Source organism: Paenibacillus sp. FSL R5-0490, assembly GCF_001956215.1.
In the GTDB taxonomy this organism is placed as follows: domain Bacteria; phylum Bacillota; class Bacilli; order Bacillales; family Cytobacillaceae; genus Cytobacillus.
Genome location: NZ_MRTQ01000004.1, coordinates 194,660 through 210,280, shown reverse-complemented (window position 1 = coordinate 210,280; position 15,621 = coordinate 194,660). Strand labels below are relative to the sequence as shown.

The window sequence follows — 15,621 nt, the reverse complement described above, 5'->3', positions numbered from 1 at the left end:
CGCATACGCTGCCTGCTTTAATAGAAAAGGAAGATAGACTGATTCCAGTTACGGAGTTTGGCAGATGTGATGTGTGAGTGTGAACATTACTAATAGAAATGGGAATCCTGCAAATAGAGATGGAATTTTTGCAAATAGAGCAATCCAGCACGCATACACTGCCTGCTTTAATAGAAAAGGAAGATAGACTGATTCCAGTTACGGAGTTTGGCAGATGTGATGTGTGAGTGTGAACATTACTAATAGAAACGGGAATTCTGCAAATAGAGAAGTTCATTTTGCAAATAGACCGGTTGAATCTGCAAATAGAATAGCCAAATCTGCAAATAGAGAGTGGAATCTTGCAAATAGCCCATTTCGCACGGCTGCTGTCTACAAAAAAAAGACAGAGAGCATGCCCCCCTGTCTTCTTTGAAAAGATTATGTATCCAAAAACGTCTTCCCCTTCAGCTGATTCAATGTCACCACAAAGTCGTGCAGCAGCTTGTAGGAGTTTTCCATATCATCCAAGTCGACTACTTCAATCGGCGTATGTGTATAGCGGGACGGGATGGAGATAACCCCTGCTGTGACGCCTTTGTTTGTCATATGGATGGCACCTGCATCTGTTCCGATTCCCATGAAGACTTCATGCTGATATGGGATATCTCCTTCTGCCGCCACTTTTTCGAGGTGCTGAGTGACAAGCGGATGGGCAATCAGTGATTTATCAGCGATTTTGATGCAAGGGCCATTGCCAAGGATTCTTGTGCCTGTCATGAGCACGTCAAATGTGTCGCTGGTTGGTGTTGTATCCAGTGCCAGCGCAAAGTCAGGTTCTACCGCTGCAGATACAACGGACGCTCCTCTTAACCCAACTTCCTCCTGTACCGTAAAGGCACCGTAAATGTCACCATGCTGTGCCCCGCTTCCTCCAATGTTTTGGAGCAGACGAATCAATAGGGCGCAGCCTGCCCGGTCGTCCAAAGCTTTGCCGGTAACGCGGTTACTTCCTATTTTCTTGAATTCAGTGCCATAGCTGATGGGCTGTCCAATCTTGATTCCCATTTCCGCGGCTTCTTCTGCTGTACGGGCGCCGATATCAATATAAAGATCGCGGTGGCTGGAAATGCGCTTTGGATCATCCCATTTCACATAGTGGGCAGAAATGGTTCCAATCACTCCATCTACAGCGCCTTTTTCAGAACGGATCTTAACCGGCAGTGATAAAAGAATGCGGTCATCAAATCCGCCTAATTTCTCAAATCGAATTAAACCGTTATCCTCGATTTTTTTTACGATAAATCCAATTTCATCGGTGTGGGCTGCAATGACTAATGAAGGAAAATCCGGGTTATTTCCTTTCTTTTTCACAATCAGGTTCCCGACCGAATCGACGTGGTATTCATCCACATAATCCTTCACTTCATTTAAAATAAATCGCTGGACATCCTGTTCAAAACCGCTTGGACCTACGATATCGCATAACCCTTTTAATAATTCATACACAGTGAAACCCTCCCTTAAATATGCAAAGAGTCCCCCGCAAACGCAGGGGCTCTGGCTGTTAATTCGTCAAGTAAACCTTCGTAAAGTCATCATCTTCCATTGGGTGTGCAGTGAATCCCTGGACATAGGCCGCCATTGCGATTGGCGGTGTTGTATGTGCAAGAGTCACCCATGGGGCATCTTTGTGGAAGATTTCCTGAGCCTGCTGGTAAAGCTTTGCCCGTTCTTCCTGATCAAATGTTACACGGGCGTCCTGCAAAAGCTTCGTGAATTCTTCATTTTCATAGAACGCACGGTTGCTGGCAGGTTTCTCCGTATTCGTTGCACTCAGGTTCGGGAACAGGAAGTTATCGGGATCGGCCATAACGCCTGTCCAGCCGTATAAGCCCATTGGATGTTCCCCGTTTCCAGACTTTTGAAGGTACGTTGCCCATTCATAGGTTACAATTTCGGCTTCGATGCCAACTTTCTTCAGATCAGACTGGATGGCTTCTGCCACCTTCATCGGCTGCGGCATATACGGTCTTGGGTTGCTCATCGCCCAAAGCTGGGTCTTGAATCCATCTGGATAACCGGCTTCTGCCAATAGTTTTTTCGCCTCTTCCACATTGAATTTGTAGTCTTCAATGCTGTCATTATAGCCCCAAAGCACAGATGGGAATGGGTTTTTCGCCACTTCGGCATAGCCATTATAGAAAGCATCCACAATCGCCTGTTTATCAATGGCCATATTGACTGCCTGGCGGACTTTAACATCATCGAAAGGCGCCATTTGTGTATTCAAAACCATGTAGCCGATGTTAAAGCTTGGGCGCTTGACAAGACTTAAGTTTGAATCCGCTTCAATGGTCGTGGCATCATCGGGATTCAGCCCATCAATGATATCAACTTCACCCGCTTGAAGAGCAGTAAGACGTGAGGAATTCTCCGGAATGACGCGGAAAATCAGTTCATCCAGATATGGACCTTCTCCTGCATAATTTTCATTTTTCTTTAGGACGATTTTGTCATTGGTTTTCCAGCTGACAAATTCGAACGGGCCTGTTCCCACTGGATGCTGATAGAATTTGTCACCATGCTTTTCAATGGCCGCCGGACTTGCAATTCCAAACATAGGTATAGCCAAATAGCTGATAAAAGGAGCTGTCTTTTCCGTTAATTTAAACTCTACTGTTGATTCATCAACTGCTTTTACATACTCGATCTTGTGGTTCGGGTCTCCTTTAAAGCCCCCGTACAAGAAAGGGTAGTAAGGAAAATCCCCTTTATGGTAGGGATTTTCAGGATCCATCCACCGATCGAAGTTGAACACGACTGCATCTGCATTAAAATCCGTTCCATCCTGGAACTTGATGCCCTTTTTCAGGGTAATGGTCCATGTCAGTCCATCGTCAGAGACTTTGTGAGATTCCGCTAATCCCGGCTGGACTTCAAGATTTTCATCATATACAAACAGTGTTTCAAATATATTGCTTGTTACACGGATGGATTCGCCATCCGTTACATTGATGGGATCCAGCCCAATCGCATCAGCACCGCGGGCATAAATTAGGGAACCGCCCTCTTTTGGATCGCCGCTGCTGCCTCCGGATGCTTTTTCACCGCTGCCGGAACATGCTGAAAGCAGTAATGATAATGAAAGAATCAGTAAAATGCTTAAAACCAGTGAAGACTTGCCTTTCATTGTTTTTCCCCCTTGTGATTTTTATGTAGATGAAAGTAAGATAAAGTCTTATTTTTAGACTTTTCATACTTTTTAATAAAAATTAGTATATATTAGATTATCGAAATATTCTACTATATTTTTAGAGTCGAAATACTTATTTTTGAAAGCTTGTTTTACCAGCTTCTTTACCATTAGGGTTGTAAGCGATTACATTAAATTCTGGATTTTCTAATAATTTTCTGGATAACAAAAAAACTGACCCAGTCAGTCTGAGCCAGTCATCCTTCTATCATTTATGAAAATCTACATTCATTTTTTCTTCACCAAACACCACTGATGTCTGGCTAGGTTTTGTTTCAGCAATTATTTTTCCATTTCTAACTGAATACTTCACAGCCACCTGCCTCCTGATTGCTTCATACTCATTTTCCGCATCAAGAATAATCAGGTTGGCCGGCTTCCCTTCTTCAATTCCATATTTCTCTTCGATATTTAAAGTTTTGGCACTGTTATCTGTAATAAGATCAAACGAGTTAACAATTTGCTCATACCCCATCAGCTGTGACACATGGATGCCCATATGGAGCACCTGCAGCATATTGCCGGTGCCAAGCGGATACCATGGATCAAAGATGTCGTCATGGCCGAAGCTTACATTTAGCCCTGCTTCGAGCAGTTCTTTTACTCTTGTAATTCCCCTGCGCTTCGGATACGTATCAAAGCGCCCCTGCAGATGGATGTTTACGAGCGGGTTTGCGACGAAGTTAATGTTTGATAACTTTAACAGTCTGAATAGTTTGTAGGTATAAGCATCATTGTACGAGCCCATTGCCGTTGTATGGCTTGCCGTTACCCGGCTGCCCAATCCGCGTTCATAGGCTTCCGCAGCCACCACTTCCACAAAGCGTGACTGTTCATCATCGATTTCATCGCAGTGGATATCGACAAGGCGGTCATATTTTTCTGCAAGATCAAAGGCCGTTTTCATTGAAGCCACGCCGTACTCCCTTGTGAACTCGAAGTGAGGAATGCCTCCCACCACATCAGCCCCCATTTTCAGCGCTTCCTCCATGAGCTCGGCGCCGCTTGGATACGAATTGATCCCTTCCTGCGGGAAAGCTACCAGCTGTAGGTCCACATAGTCGGACATTTCTTCTTTTACTTCCAGCAGGGCTTTTAAGGCAGTCAGACTGGGGTCTGTTACATCCACATGGGTGCGGACATGCTGGATTCCCTGTGCAATTTGCCATTTCAATGCCGTTTTGGCCCTTGTTTTCACATCTTCATGTGTCAGGGTTTCTTTTCTTTGTGCCCATCTCTGGATGCCTTCGAATAAGGTGCCGCTCTGGTTCCACTCCGGCTCGCCTGCTGTCAATGTTGTGTCCAGGTGAATATGGGGTTCGATGAAGGGTGCCGAAACCAGGGATCCGGCAGCATCAAGGATTTCCTGGCCGGCAACCGCTTCCCCTTGTGATAAGCTATGAATCTTTCCATCTCGTATCGCTATATTCCATAAGCCTTCCCGGCCTCTTAGTTTCGCGTTTTTAATAATCACTTCTTAGTTCCCCTTCCCGAACTGTATTTCTGCCTTGTAATGAAGCAGCCAATTTTGATGCCAGGACAAATGTGATTGCTGATCCTAACAGCGAGTTGACTGGCGGGATTCCCGGCACGAAGTTTGCAGCGGCTACACCGGCTGCCCAGGCAAGGATGGCAATCCAGTTAACGGCCTTAAACTTCATATCTGCAAACTTTTTATACTCGCCGCGATTTACGATAAAGTAATCTGCTAAAATGATAGCTCCGATGGATGGCAGCGTTGATCCCAGAATCGTCAGGAATCCAACGAAGTTGTTGTACAGCCACATGGCCGCAATCGTTCCGACAATCCCGTTGAAGATGACAACCTTTCCTTTTCGGATTTTCAAAATGCTCGCAAATCCTAAACCTGATGCATATAGAGCGTTATCGTTCGTTGTCCAAATGTTTAAACCAAGAACCAGAATCGCCGGGAAAATCAGCTTCTGGATGAACATGACTTCTGAGATATCCGATTGCCCTGTTGCGATCGCACCGATTGCACCGAACAGGAACATGATCGAGTTTCCGATGAAGAAAGCGATGACAGTTGATACTACTGCTGAACGCTTTGTATTTGAGAAACGTGCGAAGTCAGGAGTCAGCGTGCCTGCACTGATAAATGAGCCGACGCAAATCGTTAAAGCCGCTGCCAGGCTAATGGCCTCTGTTGGCTGATATTGCATTAGCCCTTCCAGGCCGCCTGCTGTTTCAGTTGCTTTAAAAACGGAGAAGCTTCCAAGAATAGTGATTAAAGGTACTGCTATGAAGCTTAAGATTGCCAGTGCCTTCATACCGAAGAAGGCTGTGCCAGTCATCAGGAGACCTGCCACCGCAATCAGAAAATACGCATCAATTCCTGTTACTTTCTGAACCGGTAGCGCGAACATCGCTACCCCCACTCCGAACCAGCCAACCTGAGTGGCAGCAAGCAGGAAGGATGATAGGTAGGATCCTTTTTCACCAAAAGCATAGCGGGTGAGAAGGTGCGTTGATAGGCCGGTTTTCGCAGCGATATAGGCAAGTGCTCCTGTGTAAGCACCTAAAATCAAGTTGCCTGCCAGAACGATTCCGATAAATTGAATGAAGGTTAATCCTGTTCCAAGCGTTCCGCCTGACCACATGCTGGCCGAGAAGAAGGTCAGGCCGAGCATCACCACAAGCATTTTCCAAAATCCATTGCGGTGTCCCTGAGGTACCGCTTCTAACGAAAAATCCAAATCTACTTTTTTCATACCAATTCCTCCAATCGTTTTGTGAACTGGTACCGAAGGATCTTCGATAGTAAGTGGATGGAAAAAGAAAAAGGCTTCTCGCCGTTTTCCGACAAGAAGCCTTTTTCCTGCATGAAGAACCTTGGGCAGGATACACCTCACCCATTGGTCATCATACTTCCGCTGTCCTTGTCAGCCTCACGGGACTGATTTAAAGGTACCAGTATTTAATTGTCTACTATTATTTCAGAAAAGATTAGCAGTGTCAAGGTGGAATTTTCTAGGGGACTAGTGTAGCAGGTTGCGAACCTGTTGTCACTGCCCGATATCCTGCGATCGAAAATAGCTCTTATGAGGCTATTTCAATATCCACGACCAGGCTTCCTCAAGCTGATGGCCTTCAAAGTATTCAACCGTGATCCCCGGCAGGTAGTTCGTGACCTTTGAAACAGTGCCAATCCAGTCTTTGTCACTGACAACAGCGAATTTATTAAACTGCTTCCACCTTTTTATATCAAATTCCATTCCTTCCGTGGCACCCTGGAAAGTTGTTCCGTCTACATCCGTCATGATGGCGAGGATATTGAATTTCTGATCATCTTTAAAATTTTCTCTCACGTATTGATCCAATTTTTCAGCATCTTCCTTTGTTGCATTGCCATTGAATGCGAGGGCGATGGTAGATGGAGAGCGGGATTCTATGAATTGAAGCATAATGGTTACCTCCAAATGGTTTTATTGAGGTAAATTCCCGCTTAAGCGGGCTGCGAAACTAGCAGTGATGAGTTTTTTATTGGTAATGGAGTGTGCTATTTGCAGTTTTTGTGATTCTATTTGCAGAATGAAAAACCCTATTTGCATGTTTGCGATTCTATTTGCAGAATGAAGAACCCTATTTGCAAGTTCACAATTCTATTTGCAGATATCCAAATTCTATTTGCAGCGTTCACAATTAGCTTTTTTCCCAACAAAAATAGAACCAGCCAACGCGCCGGTTCTATAAATTATTTCTTGCTGTAAAATCGATCCCGGACCTTTTTGAGGCGGGCATGATAGTTTAAGATATCAAGTCTTGCTTTCTCTGCTTCAGGTGCTATCGGCCGCAGCTTTTCAACTTCCCAATAGTCGATAATGACATCTAGAACCTGATCAAAGTATTCAAGCGGACCGTAGTTGGCTTCTTTTGCGATGATAGCCATACGGTTTTCAAAATCAGGCATGACAGCACCCGGCATTTTAAAGTTCATGATGACGTTCGCGAGGTAGTAGCAATAGTTAGGTTCCAATTGCAGGTGATGCTTTATAACGTCTCTGTAAAAGGTATAATGCAGGGTCTCATCCTTGGCCAAACGCCTCAGCAAGGTGGACAAATCCTTATCATGCGGACCCGCTACCTTCGCTACATTATAGTAGAACACCATGGTGGCCAGCTCCTGCATGGAGGTATAGACCATTGTTTCAAATGGGGTATGGAAATCGGGATTCCAGCCGTTTTCCACTGTTTGCTTGTGAAGCTGGTGAAGCCTTCCCGGATGGACATTACGCGTGATTAAAAGATAGGTTTCAAGCAGGTTGGAGTGCTGATCCTCTTCCGCTGTCCAGGTATGCACAAATTCCTTAATAACACTCAATGACCCTTTAAAAGTCTGGTCCAGATAAGAGGTGAACCATGGGAGATTCACTTCTGTCAGGAGAGCTGTCTCTACAGCGGTAATGACAGACTCCGGAAGCGTCACCTGGCTTTCATCCCAAGGTACACGCCTGAAATCCTGTGCTTTATCCCATGGGAGAAATTCGTGATAGCCCCAATCTATTTTTTCAGCCCGCTTTTTGTGCTCCTCATACAATTCCCTTACCTTCGGCTCCAGACGAAAATCAAGATGATTTGTTAACAAGTGTAGACCTCCATCGCTATTTTATTGCTAACTATTATGACCTGTTACTAATTTAACTATATCACATTTGCACGTTAACTAACTAATAGGAAAATCGAATTTTCAGGAAATTAGTTCTTTAAACATGCAAATTTCCGCGTCCTTTCGACGCTAATCTCCAGCGGTTGACAGCATTCGTTTCGACATAGGTCGACAGTCATTGTTTTCTGAAAATTTATTGTATAAGAATGTAAAAATATAATTCTTTCGGACAATGATTGTGGTAAAATTATCTAAAATATGTCGACGGGAGAGGATCGGAAAAGTGAAAAAACAGATTGTCACACTAGCAGCCGCTGCTATGCTATCTTCAGGTTTTGCCGCTAAGGCTTCGGCTGATACACATGTGGTGAAAAAGGGGGACACTCTATATCAGTTGGCCGTAAAATACAAAACCACTGTGACAGAGCTTAAAACTATTAACAAATTAAGCTCAGATTCTCTTTATATTAATCAATCACTCCAAGTGCCCGGCACTGCAAAAAGCGTTCAATCTGTTAAACCGCCAGCTCCGGCTCCTGCCAGTCCAAGTGCAGCCAATACATATACAGTCAAATCAGGCGATTCTTTGTCTAAAATTGCTCTGAATCATAAAATCAATTTAAAAGATTTAATGAGCTGGAACCAGCTTACTCATCATATTATTCATCCTGGACAAGTATTAAAGGTGTCAAAAACGGCTTCAGGCAATAATGATAAAAAGCCTTCTGCTGCTCCGGCACCTCCCCCAGCCGCTGCTCCTTCTGGAAGTTCCGGAAATTACACAGTGGTTAAAGGTGATACACTAAGCCTGATTGCCAGCAGAAATAACATAACTGTTCAGCAGATAAAAGAATGGAACAAGCTTAGCTCGGACATGATTTTTATTGGACAAAAACTCACATTAGGCCAAAAGCCGGCAACAGAAAAACCGGCTGAAGAAGTGATAGAAGAAAGCAGTTCTGCATCTGCTGTTTTGGCTGAAGCCCAGAAATATATCGGTGTTCCGTACAAGTGGGCAGGGACTGCGCCAGATGGGTTTGACTGCAGCGGTTTTATTTATTATGTATTGAATAAAAGCGGCTCAAAGCTTGGAAGGTATTCAACAGACGGCTACTATAGCCGCTCGTATTATATTAGCCAGCCACAGCCAGGTGACTTAGTCTTTTTTGAAAATACATATAGACAGGGAATTTCACATATGGGCTTTTACATAGGAAATAACCAGTTCATCCATGCAAGCTCCAATGGCGTGGAGATTACTAGCCTCGAAAACTCTTATTATAAGAAACACTTCGATGGATTTAAGAGATTCTATTAGGCACCTGAAATGAAAAAACCGCCGGTGCAAACACACCGGCGGTTCCCTCTTATAGTTTGAATCGGGCAACAAGCTTATTAAGCTCTTCTGCCATTTGAGAAAGCTCCTCGGAACTCCGCGATACTTCCTCCATACTGCTGCTTGTCTGCTGGGATGAAGCGGATGTTTGTTCAATTCCTGCAGCTGCTTCTTCAGAAACAGACGCAATTTCCTCAATGGATGCACCCATTTGCTGACTTTTACCCGCCATGGTTTCCATTTTTTCTGTGATGGATTGAATGCTGTCCGCCATTTCTTTAATAGCAGTGCTGATTTCTGTAAAGGTCTCTCCAGTTGTTTTAATTTGGCTTGTGCCTTTCTCAACTTCCTGATAACCGCCCTGCAAGGATTCTGCGACATTGGCTGATTCAGTCTGGATACTGGAAACGATGCCCGTAATGTCTGTTACCGAAACAGTAACCTCTTCCGCCAGTTTCCTCACTTCATCTGCCACAACAGCAAACCCGCGACCCTGTTCACCCGCACGTGCTGCTTCTATCGCAGCATTCAATGCTAAGAGGTTGGTCTGATCGGCAATATCCTTAATGACGGATACGAGCTTCGAAATTTCCTGTGATTGGGCATCCAGGCTTTTCATCTTTCCCACACCATCCTGGACAATCTGATCAATAATGCCCATCTGCTGAATCGAGGCGTCCATTAACCTGCTGCCTTTTGCGGTCATATCTATGACCTTCCTGGAAGATTCAAACACAACTTCTCCACTTGAACTGGCTTCCTGCATGTTTTCGGTGAATGTCTCCATAAAAGCAGAGAGATTAGAAGTATGCGTCGCTTGTGCTTCAGATCCCGATGCGAGCTCCTGCATAGTAGAAGCAACCTGCTGGGACCCTGCCTTTACTTCCTCTGCTGACTGTGACAGCTCTTCACTCTGGCTGCTGACCGTCTGTGATACTTCGTAGACTTGCTGAATCGTTGTTCTCAGATTATGGCTCATAGTATTTACAGCCTCTGCCAGACGGCCAATCTCATCTTTTCCCCTGTATTGGATTTCCGGAACATCCAGTTCTCCTTTAGCGATGCGATTGGTTATACCCACAACTTCATTCAGATTACGCGATACCATCCGGCTGATGAAGAATGTGATTAGCGCCCCGAGGATAACGGCCGCCAGCATAGAAATAATAAGCGTATTAAAGGTTTTCATTTGGCTTTCCTTTGCAGCTTTAACTGCCTGCGCCCGCTCTTCATTCACCATTACCTGCAGTTCATCTAATAATTTAACGGTTTTAAGCTGGACTTCACTGGCCTCACCGGCGAATTGCTCACTTGCTTCCATGTCGCCCTTATCCATTGCAGGTACGAGTTTTCTATAGAAAAGATCGTTTAACTGTTTATCGTAAGCGACAATCTGATCAAAAATGGCCAGCTTCTCTTCCGTATCCATTTTCTTTCTGACTGTTGCTTCCAGCTCATTAAACTCTTCCCGCCGATCCTGGAATTCATCCATAAACTTTGTTTCAGGCTTGTATAAATACTCAAACACTCTCATTGCTTTCGCACGGGTAAGCGAGCCCATTTCAGCAATATGCACCGCCCGTTCTCCACGCCGCTCCAGGGCATTTACATTATCGCCAATATTCTTTACCAATCCTAATACAACAGCTGTTGCAATGCCGAAAAGGATAAATACGACCAGCAGGGTGCCCCCGTATTTCCATCCGATCTTAATGTTTCTATGTTTGTTCATCATGCTGGCTCCCCTTTTTAATTCTTTACACTATGCACAATTTAATTATCGGCAATAAGTCGAATTAATCTAGGTATTTTTTCTTATTAAATTAATTTCTTCAAACTCATGACTCAAATTAAAACCTGACTGGTTAGTCAGCAAGGTAAAGGTAAATAAGTTTAAATTATTTTCGGAATGATAAACAAAAAATCGCTATGGACTTGCCAAGGCTGGCTCAGTTCATAGCGATCTTTCATTTTTATAAAAAGAACCGTTTTTACTCTAAAAACATTACATTCCCTATCGGATTTACCTATATTTCCCAAACCCAAGTGTGGAGGGTCTTGTAACTAGACGAATGTCCAGAGAAGGCTCATCAGGGAATGATTTATCATCCTCTAACCCCTCAATTTTACGAATAAGTTTGTTAGTGGATACTACCCCGATATCATAGATGGGCTGTTCAATTGTACTAATTTCCGGTTCTACCATTTCGGTTAGCTTGATTCCGTCAAAGCCGATTATGGCGACTTCCTTTGGAACCTGGTAGCCCATTAGTTTAAGTGCTTTGAGACAGCCAATCGCCATTAAATCATTGCCCAGGAATATTCCATCGACATCCTTATGCTCGTTCATAAGGATTTGAGTCAGCAGCTTGCCGCTTTCCAATGTAAAGTCCCCTTCGTATACGATGACCGAATCCTCTGGAGAAGCTATTCCATTCCTCATTGCTCTGTCCGTGACAGTCTCCACATATCCCCGCTTCCGTTCAGACGATGGAGGGAACGACCCCGGCCCGCTGATATGGGCAATCTTTTTGCAGCCGACTTCAATCAAATGGTCAACAGCCAGCTTGGCACCTTTATAGTTATCTAATCCTATCGAGTCAAAGGTGTTATTTTCCGCTGCCCGGTCAATTCTTACAAACGGTATTTTTAATTTTTCAATAGCCTTTACGACTTTTTCGCTCATTTCAAACGATGCCAAGATAAAACCATCAACATATCGGTTTTGAAGCTGCTTCCAAAAATGATTATCGTCCATATCCCCGGCTTGGGTATTTACTAAGATGATGCTGTAGCCTTTCGATTTTGCCACTTCTTCAATTGCCACCACAAGCTCCGGAAAAAATGGGTTTGTGATATCAGGGATAATCAGAGCAATCGTCCGAGTTTTCTTTTTCGCTAACCCTCTCGCGATTTCATTTGGATGATAGTTTAGGCGCTCCATCACTTCACGAATTTTCATCTCCGCTTTTTGACTGATATATCCATTATTATTCAAATACCTGGACACGGTCGCTACGGAAACGCCTGCCTCTCTTGCAACATCTCGAATCGTTGTTTGTTTCTCTCTCACGAAAATTCTCCTTTGAAAGGATTTTTCTGTCTTAAACTATTCGTTCGTTTCTTTAACGTGGAAACGATGGAATTTTGCTTCCCCTTTTTCAAGCAGGCCAAATCCAATCATTCCATATGCATTTTCCAAGCCTTCATAAGCCAGGACTTGCTCGCCATTGATTTCGACCTGTACGGCATTTCCCTTGCTGACAGCTTTAATATCATAAATAGTTTCATGATTCCATTCATATGGAACTGTTCTTATACGCTTGAAACCAAAGTTATTTTCTATTAATGAGACTTGATTGCTGCCGTCAAAACCTGCCCAATAATAACGTTCGGATCCAATTGCTCTAAATATAATCCCATGGCTTGTGCCAGAAACAGGCTGAAAGCTTATTTCCAGTTCAAGGTCACGGCCGTAATAGTTCCCTGTAAAGGAAGAAGCATCTTCCTCACCTGCAGCAGCCATCATAAAACCATTTTCCAGTGTCCATTCACCACGGTGGTGAGCAAAAGGTGTTACACATTTGAATTCCACGGCTTGTTTGGCAAAATCGATGGAGTAGTCTGCATTTCCAAGGATTCGAAACTCACCGATGTAAAACTTTCCAAATGAACGATTATCTGAAGGGGAAGGACTTTCAACAATAAAGCCAACCTCGTCAATCAATGCACCATCAGTCTCCGGAATCACAAATTCAATATCAAGCCATTCCTGATGGCATAATGTGATGCGGTCCAACTTCATGTCTTCCTTTGAAAAACTATTGCGGACGTAAGGAGTCAAATAAACATCTGCCCCGCCTTGCCATTTATCCATAAAAACTTTTGCAGAAACCTTTTGTCCGCTGTATGCAGTAGGCGCAAAAGTCGGCTTATATTTTTCATCATTAAATTCTTCACGGCGATAGAATGGCTTATAAAATATTTTACTGAAATCGCCTTCTATAAATCTGTCAAAAAGAACAGACAATGAACCTCGGTGTTCCTCAGTTCCTATTTCACTGCATGGGCCCAATAACGTCTTAAAAGCATTATTCGTCTTAAAGCCATGTGTTGATCCCGGCAAGGTAAAATCAAAGTAAACTTCACCGTTTCGAACACTCTCCAATAATCGCTGAGGTGCTTCCTGCCCATTCACTTGATAGCCAAGAACGGCAAGTTCCTTACAGAAGGTCGGGATATCCAGCACATTCAAGTAGCCAGACACGCTGGATGTCGCGATCATATCGTTGATTGGCTTACGATAATGACCTGGAATTCCATCAAGACCGGCGAAAACTCCTGCGATGGTTCCAACATTTCCTGCATTGCAATCCGTATCCCAGCTGCACATAGTAGCGATTTCAACTGTCCGGGCCAAATCCCCTTTTCCATACATGAGAGCCAGGGCACATACTCCGGCATTCGGGATGATATGGCATACTCCAGTGTACTTATCATAACCCCACTCTTTTTCTAAATACTGACGGCACTTCCGGAAATCCTCTTCCTCAGGGTGCTTTTGATAAAAATCGATCACAGCTTTAACGACAGCATAGTACGTGGAATCTTTTGGAATTACGGACAGTCCTGCTTTGATAATATCATCCATACTTTTAGCTGAAAAGGCTTTCGAAATACACGCCGCCATAAAACGCGCGCCGTATAATCCATTCTTATCATGAGATACACTTGCCGCTAACTCTGCATAATCTGCTGCCTTTTGAATATTATTCGGGAACAGCAATCCCCATGTATCAATAAAAATCTGCCCGCCAATTTGTTCAGCCATAATGATGCCGTTGACTTCTGCCGAACCAGACTGTGGTGCAGGGATGCCTTTTTTCAGATTCAGATAAGCCGTATGTTCCGTGCTGATCTGATCTCCACCCCACCAAAACATACCGATTCCTTCACGCGAATAGTTTAACCATGCTCTTGCAACATCCTGGGGTGTCAGATCCCTTCCGCGAGCATCGTCAATTAATGCCCGGATAAAATAAACCGGACCATTTGCGTCATCGTCAGCAGAGAAGGTTTTATAATCCTTCACATATCCCCTGATATCACCATGGAGTTCCTGTATTTTCTCATATGACCATTCATTTGGCTCCAGTGGTGCACCAAGCCGAATTCCTACGTTCATTCCTAAGAAACCGGCATACACCTTTTCTAAATAGTTTTCAGGTAACATATTCTCAACTCCTGGTCCCCAAAAGTTCTTTTTAAAGAATGTTCTTTCTTTTTTCATTAAGCTGCAGGTCTTGCTCAATAATCAGCTTGGCAGTCTCTGAAAAATGGTCAGCTGTCTGGATTAAATTTATTTTGTTCGTTTCTTGCAAAAGCTCAACATCCTCAGAACGAATAACACTGTCTCCATACATCGCACCTAAAATAACACCGGCCATTACCCCGATGGAATCTGTATCACGGCCAGAATTGATGCCATCTAAAATGGATCCGTAATAATCTCCATCGTTTAACATAATAAACGCCAGCGCCATCGGCAGCTCTTCAATGGAGAAAAGCCTGCTTGGTGTATAGTGATTGGAGGGAACACCAACTTTCTCCATTTTACGGTGTACATCGTCTTTCATTGGCGAGTATTTTCCAATCACATTTTGGAATGTAGAAATAACCGTATCCATATCTGCCTTTTCCGAACGTAATTTCCTGGCAGCTTCAGTTAAATCACGTATTGCATTCTTTGTTCCATCCTTAGCAAAATAAAGGGCTGTCTCGACAATTTCTTCCACTGTCACATTTTCTTCAAACGCCTTTGCCACACAGGCTGCCAGTACACCTGCCGCTTCCAGACCGTAGCTGCTCTGATGCCCCATGGCGAACAAAATTGCTTCATCATAAGCAGCCTTCGGATTTCCGGCATTTACAATCCCAACAGGTGCAATATACATCGCAGCCCCACAGTTGATCATATTGCCAATACCGCCTTCACGCGGCTCACAATTTGCTAATACATGACGCATAAAAATATATTTTTCCGGGTAGAATAGGCGATCAATAATAAGCGCCTCTCTGCCAAACTCAGGGATATATGTTTTTCTAAAAGCAATTTCCTTCACATATTCGTTTCCCATGTCATAAGCATCTAAATGCCTTTTTTCTTTGTTATAGACGTTGATGAGAGCAACAGTCATAAGAGTATCGTCTGTAACTGTACCGTTGCCTCTTCTCCTGCCTAAATTCAAGTCTGCGGGGTAATCTTCCTTGTACCATTTGGTACGGAGTGACTCAACCCTCTTATACATTTTTTTAATATTTTCATAGCTTAATTTTTCAACAGGTGCTCCCATTGCATCACCCAGTGCCGTGGATATAACAACACCTCTGACTCGTTCTTTAAAAGTAACCATACGAAGAACC

11 protein-coding genes are annotated in these 15,621 nt (G+C 43.8%); 1 reads left to right on the top strand and 10 read right to left on the bottom strand.

Going from position 1 to position 15,621, the window contains the following annotated elements; all coding sequences use genetic code 11:
- Positions 1-420: 420 nt before the first annotated feature.
- The 6 genes from BK139_RS05030 to BK139_RS05005 form a co-directional block, all read right to left on the bottom strand.
- Positions 421-1,488, bottom strand: a complete 1,068-nt coding sequence (locus BK139_RS05030; protein ID WP_076257275.1) for a M42 family metallopeptidase — start codon at positions 1,486-1,488, stop codon at positions 421-423.
- Between the two features lie 58 nt (positions 1,489-1,546).
- On the bottom strand, positions 1,547-3,172 hold the full coding sequence (locus BK139_RS05025; RefSeq protein ID WP_076257274.1) for an ABC transporter substrate-binding protein: 1,626 nt from the start codon (positions 3,170-3,172) through the stop codon (positions 1,547-1,549).
- 271 nt (positions 3,173-3,443) lie between these two features.
- A complete protein-coding gene (locus BK139_RS05020) occupies positions 3,444-4,709 on the bottom strand; it encodes a cytosine deaminase (RefSeq protein WP_076257273.1) in 1,266 nt (421 codons plus the stop codon).
- Positions 4,699-5,967, bottom strand: a complete 1,269-nt coding sequence (codB, locus tag BK139_RS05015; RefSeq protein WP_076257272.1) for a cytosine permease — start codon at positions 5,965-5,967, stop codon at positions 4,699-4,701. The genes BK139_RS05020 and codB overlap by 11 nt, the downstream gene beginning before the upstream one ends.
- A gap of 336 nt (positions 5,968-6,303) precedes the next feature.
- Positions 6,304-6,660, bottom strand: coding sequence for a SpoIIAA family protein (locus BK139_RS05010; protein ID WP_076257271.1), 357 nt, complete (start codon positions 6,658-6,660; stop codon positions 6,304-6,306).
- Between the two features lie 290 nt (positions 6,661-6,950).
- A complete protein-coding gene (locus BK139_RS05005) occupies positions 6,951-7,841 on the bottom strand; it encodes an acyl-ACP desaturase (protein ID WP_076257270.1) in 891 nt (296 codons plus the stop codon).
- Between the two features lie 304 nt (positions 7,842-8,145).
- Here BK139_RS05005 and BK139_RS05000 point away from each other — a divergent pair, with 304 nt between their 5' ends.
- Positions 8,146-9,180 (top strand): C40 family peptidase, encoded by a 1,035-nt coding sequence (locus BK139_RS05000; protein ID WP_076257269.1) that lies wholly within the window; start codon positions 8,146-8,148, stop codon positions 9,178-9,180.
- Between the two features lie 49 nt (positions 9,181-9,229).
- Here the strand turns inward: BK139_RS05000 and BK139_RS04995 are convergent, their stop codons facing one another.
- The 4 genes from BK139_RS04995 to BK139_RS04980 form a co-directional block, all read right to left on the bottom strand.
- Entirely contained in the window at positions 9,230-10,933 is a 1,704-nt protein-coding gene (locus BK139_RS04995; RefSeq protein ID WP_076257268.1) for a methyl-accepting chemotaxis protein, read from the bottom strand.
- Positions 10,934-11,221: 288 nt separating this feature from the next.
- On the bottom strand, positions 11,222-12,271 hold the full coding sequence (locus tag BK139_RS04990; RefSeq protein ID WP_076257267.1) for a LacI family DNA-binding transcriptional regulator: 1,050 nt from the start codon (positions 12,269-12,271) through the stop codon (positions 11,222-11,224).
- A gap of 36 nt (positions 12,272-12,307) precedes the next feature.
- Positions 12,308-14,431, bottom strand: a complete 2,124-nt coding sequence (locus BK139_RS04985) for an ADP-ribosylglycohydrolase family protein (RefSeq protein WP_076257266.1) — start codon at positions 14,429-14,431, stop codon at positions 12,308-12,310.
- A 31-nt stretch (positions 14,432-14,462) separates the two neighbouring features.
- Positions 14,463-15,611, bottom strand: coding sequence for an ADP-ribosylglycohydrolase family protein (locus tag BK139_RS04980; protein ID WP_076257265.1), 1,149 nt, complete (start codon positions 15,609-15,611; stop codon positions 14,463-14,465).
- Between the last annotated feature and the right edge of the window lie 10 nt (positions 15,612-15,621).

Coding starts and splice junctions, on each gene's coding strand:
- codB (WP_076257272.1), bottom strand. CDS start 5,967: ATGAAAAAAGTAGATTTGGATTTTTCGTTAGAAGCGGTACCTCAGGGA.
- BK139_RS04980 (WP_076257265.1), bottom strand. CDS start 15,611: ATGGTTACTTTTAAAGAACGAGTCAGAGGTGTTGTTATATCCACGGCA.
- BK139_RS05025 (WP_076257274.1), bottom strand. CDS start 3,172: ATGAAAGGCAAGTCTTCACTGGTTTTAAGCATTTTACTGATTCTTTCA.
- BK139_RS05010 (WP_076257271.1), bottom strand. CDS start 6,660: ATGCTTCAATTCATAGAATCCCGCTCTCCATCTACCATCGCCCTCGCA.
- BK139_RS04995 (WP_076257268.1), bottom strand. CDS start 10,933: ATGATGAACAAACATAGAAACATTAAGATCGGATGGAAATACGGGGGC.
- BK139_RS04985 (WP_076257266.1), bottom strand. CDS start 14,431: ATGTTACCTGAAAACTATTTAGAAAAGGTGTATGCCGGTTTCTTAGGA.